Origin of the sequence: Pantoea sp. CTOTU50773, from assembly GCF_032082325.1 — a bacterium.
GTDB lineage: Bacteria > Pseudomonadota > Gammaproteobacteria > Enterobacterales > Enterobacteriaceae > Pantoea > Pantoea communis.
In genome coordinates, this window is sequence record NZ_DAMDQC010000172.1 from 1 (window position 1) to 9,221 (window position 9,221).

General features: G+C 53.4%; 7 protein-coding genes and 1 pseudogene. 4 read left to right on the top strand and 4 right to left on the bottom strand.

The features are described 5' to 3' along the window. Positions 1 to 176: 176 nt before the first annotated feature. The 3 genes from RT340_RS19715 to RT340_RS19725 all read right to left on the bottom strand — a co-directional run bounded on the left by RT340_RS19715 (position 177) and on the right by RT340_RS19725 (position 2,922). Complete coding sequence (locus RT340_RS19715; RefSeq protein ID WP_160867273.1) at positions 177 to 1,643, bottom strand: catalase; 1,467 nt, start codon at positions 1,641 to 1,643, stop codon at positions 177 to 179. Positions 1,644 to 1,738: 95 nt separating this feature from the next. Continuing rightward, positions 1,739 to 2,293, bottom strand: coding sequence for an AAA family ATPase (locus RT340_RS19720; RefSeq protein ID WP_409566169.1), 555 nt, complete (start codon positions 2,291 to 2,293; stop codon positions 1,739 to 1,741). After that, positions 2,290 to 2,922: a LysE family translocator gene (locus RT340_RS19725; RefSeq protein ID WP_313377544.1), complete on the bottom strand. Its 633-nt coding sequence runs from the start codon at positions 2,920 to 2,922 to the stop codon at positions 2,290 to 2,292. The genes RT340_RS19720 and RT340_RS19725 overlap by 4 nt, the downstream gene beginning before the upstream one ends. 126 nt (positions 2,923 to 3,048) lie before the next feature. Here RT340_RS19725 and RT340_RS19730 point away from each other — a divergent pair, with 126 nt between their 5' ends. After that, positions 3,049 to 3,690 (top strand): glutamate racemase, encoded by a 642-nt coding sequence (locus RT340_RS19730; RefSeq protein WP_313377545.1) that lies wholly within the window; start codon positions 3,049 to 3,051, stop codon positions 3,688 to 3,690. 47 nt (positions 3,691 to 3,737) lie between these two features. Here the strand turns inward: RT340_RS19730 and RT340_RS19735 are convergent, their stop codons facing one another. After that, positions 3,738 to 4,253 (bottom strand): DUF6622 family protein, encoded by a 516-nt coding sequence (locus RT340_RS19735; RefSeq protein ID WP_237448744.1) that lies wholly within the window; start codon positions 4,251 to 4,253, stop codon positions 3,738 to 3,740. Between the two features lie 468 nt (positions 4,254 to 4,721). Between RT340_RS19735 and RT340_RS19740 the strand changes: the two are divergent. The 3 genes and pseudogenes from RT340_RS19740 to RT340_RS19755 all read left to right on the top strand — a co-directional run. Then, positions 4,722 to 5,465: pseudogene (locus tag RT340_RS19740) on the top strand (TonB-dependent receptor plug domain-containing protein); the annotation flags it as partial. 613 nt (positions 5,466 to 6,078) lie between these two features. Further along, positions 6,079 to 7,227: an efflux RND transporter periplasmic adaptor subunit gene (locus RT340_RS19750; RefSeq protein ID WP_097117165.1), complete on the top strand. Its 1,149-nt coding sequence runs from the start codon at positions 6,079 to 6,081 to the stop codon at positions 7,225 to 7,227. Between the two features lies 1 nt (position 7,228). Beyond that, positions 7,229 to 9,221: efflux RND transporter permease subunit (locus RT340_RS19755; protein WP_313377546.1), on the top strand; the 1,993-nt coding region annotated here is incomplete at its 3' end.

Genomic DNA, 9,221 nt, shown 5'->3' on the forward strand with positions numbered 1-9,221 from the left:
GACCTTTATGGGTAAAGACGGTAAGCAGTACGTGGTGATTGCGGCGGGCGGTCACGGTTCGCTGGGCACCCAGGCGGGTGACAGTGTGGTGGCATTCCGTTTGAAGTAATGAAGTAATGAAGTAGTGAAGTCATGAATAGGGGGCGCACACTGTTCGCAGCGGCGCCCCTTTTTATTTAGCGTTTTGCGCGCTCACTCTGCACCTGCTGTGCAATACGGTCGCCAATGGTTTGATCAATGTTACGCCAGTAGGCAAACGCGCGTGACAGCACCGGTTCTTCCACGCCATCCAACAAATGCCCGCTGACGTTGTTCACCAGACGGTCGCGTGCCGCATCGTCCATCACTTTATTCACCAGCGTATTCGCCTGACCGAAATCATCATCATCTTTGCGCAGCGTATACGGCGCACGCACCATGTTGCCTTGTGATTCCCAAGTGGAGTCGGTGGGATAACGCTCGCCATCTGCCACCGGACCGCCTTTGGAATTAGGTGCATACACCGGATCTGAGACCGGATTCATCCGCATCGCACCGTCTTTGCTATAACTGTGCACCGGAGAATGAGGCGCATTGACCGGGATCTGTTTGTAATTCACGCCCAACCGCGCGCGGTGCGCATCGGCATAGGCAAATACACGACCAATCAACATTTTGTCAGGGCTCAAACCAATGCCCGGTACCAGATTGTTTGGCTCAAACGCAGCTTGCTCGATCTGTGCATGGTTGTCAGTGGGATTGCGGTTTAGCTGTAGTTTGCCGACTTTGATCAGCGGGTAGTCGGCATGCGGCCAGACTTTAGTGAGATCGAACGGGTTGAAGCGATAGGTCTCAGCTTCGGCAAACGGCATGATCTGCATGTAGAGCGTCCAGCTGGGGAACTCACCGTTTTTAATCGCGTTAAACAGATCGCGGGTGTGGTAGTCGCCATCCTGACCGGCCAAGGTATCCGCGTTTTCCTGCGCCAGAAACTCCACGCCCTGATCGGTTTTGAAGTGATATTTGACCCAAAACTTCTCACCTTGCGCGTTGACCCACATGTAGGTGTGGCTGGAATAGCCGTTCATATGACGCCAGCTTTTGGGAATACCGCGATCGCCCATCAACCAGGTAACCTGATGCGCCGATTCTGGCGACAGCGTCCAGAAATCCCACTGCATATCGTGGTCGCGCAAATTGTTGTCGGCGCGGCGTTTTTGCGAGCGGATAAAGTGCTGAAACTTCATCGGATCACGAATAAAGAACACCGGGGTGTTGTTGCCTACCATGTCGTAGTTGCCTTCGCTGGTATAAAACTTGAGGGCAAAACCGCGCGGATCGCGCCAGGTGTCGGGACTGCCGCGTTCCCCTGCAACGGTTGAAAAGCGCATCACCACATCAGTTTTTGTGCCCGGCTGAAATACCGCAGCTTTGGTATAGCGGCTGACATCGTCCGTCACTTCAAAATGGCCAAACGCGCCGCTGCCTTTGGCGTGCGGCTGGCGTTCCGGAATACGCTCACGGTTGAAGTTCGCCATCTGCTCAATCAGGTAGTGATCGTGCAGCACCAGCGGACCGTCCGGCCCGACTGACAGAGAGTGTTCATCGCTAGCTACCGGAATGCCAGCATCCGTGGTGGTCGGTTTACGATCGTCATTGCTCATAATATCTCCAGATTTTGTAAGGTTAATGCAACCCACTAAAGGTAGCAGCGCAGGCCAAACTTGCAGGCGAAGCGGGAGATGAGCGAAGGGCAGAATTAGGGTATAGAAGGGTGCTCTGAGAGAAGACCCCATTCGCGATAGGCCAGGTTAATGTCTGCTGACGAGCTAAGCAACAGCTTGGGCAAGGTCCATTCCGCATACATGCGTTGGTTACGCGGGCGATGGCGCCGAGAGGTGATAAGCAGATAACGCGTCATTTCCCAGGTCAACTTCTCGCGCTGATGTGAGGGGACAACACCGCCAATGCGCTGGGCATCAAACAGCGTACGACGCAGATAACGAAAGAAACTTTGAGTCGGTGGCAGGTCAAGCAGAATGATACCGCTGGCACGCGTTAAGCGGTCCGGTAGCGTGCGCACATAATTGCCGTCCATGACCCAGCTTTCCCCTGCGATAGCGTCGAGATGCAGTTGCCGAAAATCTGCTTCAGCGCGGGCTTGCCAGTGCGTGTTGGGGAGGTGATAAAGCTGATCCAGGTGGATGACAGGACGCGCTGTCTTGCTGGCGATGGCCTGAGCCAGCGTCGATTTACCGCTGTTTGAAGGCCCCAAAATGCAGATGCGTGGGCCGAAGTCGCTTAATGCCATCATGATGAAAATCCTTTTAATGTCATAAAAAGCTGAACCAAATTGCTGATAGCAAAAAACACCAGTATCAGCCCGCCGCCAATGTTGATGGCGATGGACAGCTTACGAATGTTGATCACTCGTGCTGAAGTCAGCAGCGTAAAACAGATGATCACCAGCCACAGGGCCATAATGGCAACGTGTATGGAGGCCAGCAGCAGATAATGCAGCAAGGCATGATCGCGCCCGGCGAATTGCGATACCACGGTGAGATACAACATCACCGCTTTTGGATTAAGCACATTGGCTAGCCAGGCATCTTTAATCCCCATGCGTGCGCTACGGTAAGAGGCGACGGGTTGGGAAATATGACGAACTCGACGCAACAACTGTACGCCGAGCCACAGCAGATAAGCAGCCCCCGCCACGCTTAACAGATTAAAGATAATGGGGGAACGCACCAGCAGGGCGCTGATGCCCAGGCCAATCAGCAGCGCATGGGTATAAATACCCAGAGCCGTGCCGAGAATGATCGAAGCCAGCCCGCGCGTGCCTGCCACCAGCGTGTTATTCATCGCGAGGGTGAAACTCGCCCCTGGCGACAAGGCCACCGGTAAGATCGCAATGATAAAGGCGAGCAGGTGCAGGTTCATGAGGGTAACGGCTAAGGAATGTTAAATAATTTTGAATATTATTAGACGGTGAAGCAATAATCTACCACTGCAATCACGCCGCCAGGACTCAGCGGACCTATAAATAGCATAACTATAAGGATGACCATGACCATCGCTTGCCTGCACACCGCCGCCAGTAATATCGCGCTGTTCGATCACGCGGCACACGCCCTTGAATTACCTCCCCACACACTGAGCCATATTGTGATGCCGCACCTGCTGGCTGAAGCTGAGCAAAATGGCGGTATGACGCAGGAGCAACAGCAACGTTTGGCTCAGCTGATGCACAGTATGGGACCGTGGTTTGATGCGATAGTCATTACCTGTTCAACGCTGGGGCCAGTGGCCGACACCTTCCAACCGCAAAAATCGGGCTGCCCGGTCTATCGCGCAGATCGGATGCTGGCAGATCACCTGCATCAAATGGCAGGGCCTGCGCTGGTACTCTGCGCGGCTGAGTCAACCTTAGCGGCTACCCGTCTGTTGTTCTGTCCACCCACGTTGCCATCTGAAAAACAGCCACAGGTCGCTCTGATTCCTGACGCCTGGGCCGCATTTAAAGCGGGTGATCATCAACGCTACCACGCGCTCATCGCTGACGCGGTAAAACAGGGACGCGAGCAGGGCGCACAACACCTAGCACTGGCGCAGGTTTCAATGGCGGCGGCGGCAGACAGCCTGCCGGAGAGCGAGCGTCCGTTGACGATTCCGCAGCTGGCATTAGCCGCGTTGATCACAAAGCGTTAATGTCGCGAAGGGAACGCCTGAGGGTGGCGTCCTCCCTCTTTTGCTCGTTAAAGGGATAACCTCTTTAGCTGTCGATACCAGGGAATGAAATAAACCAGCATGCTCCCCCAGAATATCCCCGCAGTAACGCCGCTGATTGCACCGTGAATCAGATTAAATGACAGGGAAGCGATTAATTCAGGGTGCAAAGCCACAGAAACGGAAAGCGTATATTTGGCGGCAAAGGCTAATAACATAAATATTAATGGCAACGCCGAACCTGGGCGAATAATCATGCCGTGATTTTCACTGGAGATGGGTTTGCCTGTCGCGTGAGACAACATGGCACCGATGATACCCCCAATCAGTAAACCGATAATCATGGAAAACAGCGTATAAGCAACCCAGGTGGTTTCCCGAAATACGCCATAAAAGCCCCAAACTAAAAACAAAACTGGAATGTAGAACAGTTTTTGCACCGCGACTTCACGAGTCTGTAATGCCTTAATGCCGCGAAAAATCAGATAGACGAGTAATATCCACACCCATGTTGGCGTATGTCTCAACAGTTCAATCAGTCCCATTTTTCATCTCCAGCAACCTGAACAAGGTTGACAAAAAAAATTAAGAATCCGCTTGTGATTTAAAATCATATCACTGTGAGATTATTTTAGTGCAGATATTTATCGCATGTTAATAACCGCTGAATCCGGCAGGTTAATAGATCCGCTAATAACAATACGCTTTCATGAATGTGTAATATTTGTTTGCATCGCCTGATATTAGTGATTATGGTTGGCAACACTTTTTTACGCTTCACGAACATCTTCTTATAACAACCTCTGCAAAAGAGGTGGCTTTGCTATTGCCGTTAGTCAGAAAAATAAAGACTGATGGCACTCAATAAAATGTGGGTTGTGTCAATAAACATGAATGTTTTTTAAACCTTTGGGATGAAGGAGACACGCGAAAAGCGTCAGTCTATTACCACACACCACGGCTATTATGCGCGTCGTAAAGTCATCAGTATCGCTATCGGCCTGTGTATTGGCATGTCGGGTTCCGCCGTCGCCGCAGAAAAGGACTCGGAGAAAGTTACCAGCAGCCGGGAGCGTAGCTATCAGGACGAACAAGAGCTGGTGGTAACCGGAGAGAAAACGGAACGATCGATTTTTGATACCGGATCGAGCGTTGAAGTTTTTGATAGCCGCAGGATTGATTCACTGCCCGGTGCTGAAACCGTTTCAGACTTAATGCGGATGACCGCGAATACCGTTGATGTCGGGATCGGCAACGATCTGCCAACAGTGCGCGGGGTGCATGGCTCCGGCCCATCGACGGGTGCAGGGGCATTCCTTAGCGGAACACGCCCGCGTTTAGGATTATCACTGGATGGCCGTGCGCTCACCTATAACGAACAGGCCTATGGACCGCAATCGCTGTGGGATTTAGATCGCGTGGAAGTGTTTCGAGGGCCGCAAAGTTACATTCAGGGTCGCAATGCCATCGCCGGTGCGATTGTGATGACCACCAAAGATCCCAGCTTCGAATGGGAGAGCGCTATAAAGGGTGGATTTGGCAATCAGCACGCCTCATAACTGGCGGCGATGGCCAGTGGCCCACTGATTGATGAACAGCTGGCGTTTCGTGTCAGCGTTGATCGCCAGCGCCGCCGCAGTGACATCGATCTGCCCGCTTACACGCCGGTGGGCGATCCGCGCGAAGTGCAAACCACCAATGCGCGCGCCAAACTGCTGCTCAATCTGGTCTATGACCCGCAGGGGAATCGCCTGCTTGGCGTTGATCAGGGGATCGATCGTGACAAGCCGCGAAATAACTATCTGGGACAGACCTACACCCGACGCAGCAGCGGACATCAGCTGTTTGCTCTGGATGCAGACAGCGGCAAGGTTCTGGCGAAGGTGGATACCGATCAGGTGCCGATTGGCTTACTGCTGGATGCGCAGCAGCAGCGCATTTATGTCACCAACCGCAACGGTGCCAGAGTCGAAAAGGGCGCGGGCACGGTGACGATCTTTGATGCCCGATCTCTGCAGCGAATTAACACCCTGGCGTTGCCTCCGCACCCCAATAGCCTGGCACTCGATGAGGCTAATCACGCCCTGTTCGTCACGGTGAAAAATGACGGCGCGGCGACCAAAGCGGCAAAGCTTGAGAGTGTTGTACGTATATCGGCGGAATAATGCTTCGTCGCAGCACGAGAGTTCGTGCTGCGACGAAGTTTGGGAAAAGCATGTGTTATAACGACAAAGATTCATCATCACCTTATCTAAAGTCCGCATTGTAAAAATTCACTACGCCCTCTCTCTTTTCATTTTCCTGACAGTGTAAGGAAAGCTAATTTGATAGACTTCATTCTGAGAATGAACGTTCACTACAGGGTAATTCATGAAGAATTTTCAGCGCAGTGTGATCGCCGGGCTGGTGATGTTAGTCGCCGCCTGCGATCAAAACAGCAGTCAACAAGCCGCCACTCCGACCACCGAAGTGGGTGTTAAAACCTTGCAAAGCGAGTCAGTGGCGCTGGACAGCCAGCTCGCGGGCCGCGTGACGGGCAGTATGACCTCAGAAGTGCGCCCCCAGGTTGAAGGGATTATTTTGAAGCGCCTGTTTACCGAAGGGGATGAAGTGAAAGCCGGTCAGGTGCTGTATCAAATCGATCCGGCCAGCTATCAGGCCAGTTACGATCAGGCTTTGGCACAATTAAAGAATGCTCAGGCATTGGTGAAAAGCAGCAAACTCAAAGCGGAGCGCTATGCAGCACTGGTGAAAGAGAACGGCGTGTCGCGTCAGGATGCAGATGACGCGTTAGCCACTTACCAGCAAAATGTCGCATCCGTGGATCAGTATCGTGCTGCGGTTGAAAGCGCTCGCATCAATCTTAATTACACGCAGATCAAAGCCCCAATCAGTGGACGCATTGGCATTTCCTCCGTGACGCCAGGTGCGCTGGTGACTGCCAGCCAGACCACCGCGCTGGCGACCATTCGCGCGCTCGATCCTATTTATGTCGATCTCACCCAATCCAGCGTTCAACTGCTGAAGCTGAAACGTCAGCAGGCTTCCTTGCAGCAGAGCACGGATGCCGTGCCGGTGACGGTGAAACTCGAAGATGGCAGTGCTTATGACCATCCGGGCAAGCTGGAACTGACGGAAGTGTCGGTAGATGAAGCGACGGGCACCGTGACGCTGCGCGCGATTTTCCCTAACCCGCAACATGAGTTGTTGCCGGGCATGTATGTGCGCGCCAATGTGACTAACGGCGTTAAAACCGACGCGATCCTCGCACCGCAACAGGGCATCACACGTGACGCCAAAGGCAATGCCACCGCGCTGGTGGTGGATAAAGAGAATAAAGTCGAGAGCCGTGAAGTGGTGGCCGATCGCGTGATCGGCAATAAGTGGCTGATTACCTCTGGTCTCAACAGCGGCGACAAACTGATTGTTGAAGGTACCGGTAAAGTGCAGGCGGGCATGAGCGTTAAAGCCGTAGAAGTGACGCCAAACGATATAGCCGCGACCAGCGAGGGCAACTGATATGTTGGCTCAGTTCTTTATTCGTCGGCCGGTGTTTGCCTGGGTTATCGCCATCTGCATCATGATGTTCGGTTTACTCAGTATTAACAGCCTGCCCGTGGCGCAATATCCCGATGTGGCGCCGCCACAGATCAGCATTCAGGCCACCTACACCGGAGCCTCGGCGGAAACGCTGGAGAGCAGTGTCACCCAGGTGATTGAGCAGCAGTTGACCGGGTTGGATGGTTTACTCTATTTCAACTCCACCAGCACCGCATCGACCGGTCAGGTAAAAATCAATGTGACCTTCCAGCAAGGCACTGACCCCGATATCGCTCAGGTTCAGGTACAAAACAAGGTTCAGCAGGCAGAAAGCCGTCTGCCTACCGCCGTGACCACACAGGGTGTCACCGTGGAAAAAGCGCAGAGCGACTTCCTGCTGATCCTTGCGGTGTACGATAAAACCAATAAAAGCAGTTCTTCCGATGTGGCTGACTATATGGTCAGTAATATGGAAGATACGCTGGCGCGTGTGAGCGGCGTCGGGAGCGTGCAGGTATTTGGTGCCGAATACGCGATGCGTATCTGGTTAGATCCGAGCAAGCTCGCCTCCTATTCGCTGATGCCGTCGGATGTCACCACCGCGCTGGAGAGCCAAAACACCCAGGTCTCTTCCGGCCAGTTGGGTGCGCAGCCTGCCAGTAAAGAGCAGCAACTGGTGGCAACGGTGCGTTCGCGTTCACGTCTGCAAACGCCAGAACAGTTCCGTAATATTGTGCTGAAAAGCCAGTCTGACGGTTCCGTGGTGCGCCTGAGTGATGTGGCGCGCGTCGAGATGGGTGATGAGGATTACAGTGCCAACGTGCTGGCGAACGGCCATCCCGCTTCGGGAATCGCGGTTCAGCTGGCGTCGGGTGCCAATGCGCTTGCCACCGCCGAACAGGTGAAATCGACCATCAATGAGTTCCGCAGCAGTATGCCTGCGGGTTATGAGATCGCTTATCCGCTCGACAGTACCGACTTTGTAAAAATCTCGATTGAAGAAGTGGTGAAAACGCTGATCGAAGCGGTGATTTTGGTGGTCATCGTGATGTTCGTGTTCCTGCAGAACATTCGTACCACACTGATCCCGGCGATTGCCGTGCCGGTCGTGTTACTGGGCACCTTTGGTGTGCTGTCGCTGTTTGGTTATTCGATTAACACCTTAACCATGTTCGGTATGGTGCTCGCCATCGGCTTGCTGGTCGATGATGCGATTGTCGTCGTGGAAAACGTTGAGCGCGTGATGCGCGAAGAGGGATTACCACCGCGTCAGGCCACCGAAAAATCGATGAAAGAGATCACAGGGGCGCTGATCGGTATTGCCTTAGTGCTGTCGGCGGTGTTCCTGCCGATGACCTTCTTCAGTGGTTCAACCGGTGTGATCTATCGCCAGTTTTCGATCACCATTGTGTCGTCGATGGTGCTGTCGGTGATTGTCGCGCTGACGCTGACGCCGGCACTCTGTGCCACCTTGCTGAAACCACATAACCATGAAAGCGGCACCAAAGGCTTCTTTGGCTGGTTTAACCGTAGCTATGAAAAAGTACAGGGGCGCTATCAAAACGGCGTCGGCCATGTGGTGCACAGTTCAGTGCGTTATCTGCTGCTGTACGGCGTATTGTTGATCGGATGTGCGGTGCTGTATCTGCGCCTGCCGACCGGCTTCCTGCCGACCGAAGATCAGGGCTATATCATGGTGCAGTATCAGCTGGCACCGGGTGCCACGGAAAACCGCACCAGTGAAGTCCGTCAGCAGGTTCAGCAGTACTTCGCGACCAAAGAGAAAGATAACGTTAACGTCAGCATGCTGGTGAACGGCTTCAGCTTTGCGGGCAGCGGACAGAACGCCGGTATTGGTTTTATCTCGCTGAAAAACTGGAGTGAGCGTAAAGGCTCAGAGAACAGCGCCGATGCGATAGCAGGACGCGCTATGGCCGCGCTATCCAGTATTCGTGATGCACAGATTTTCGTGT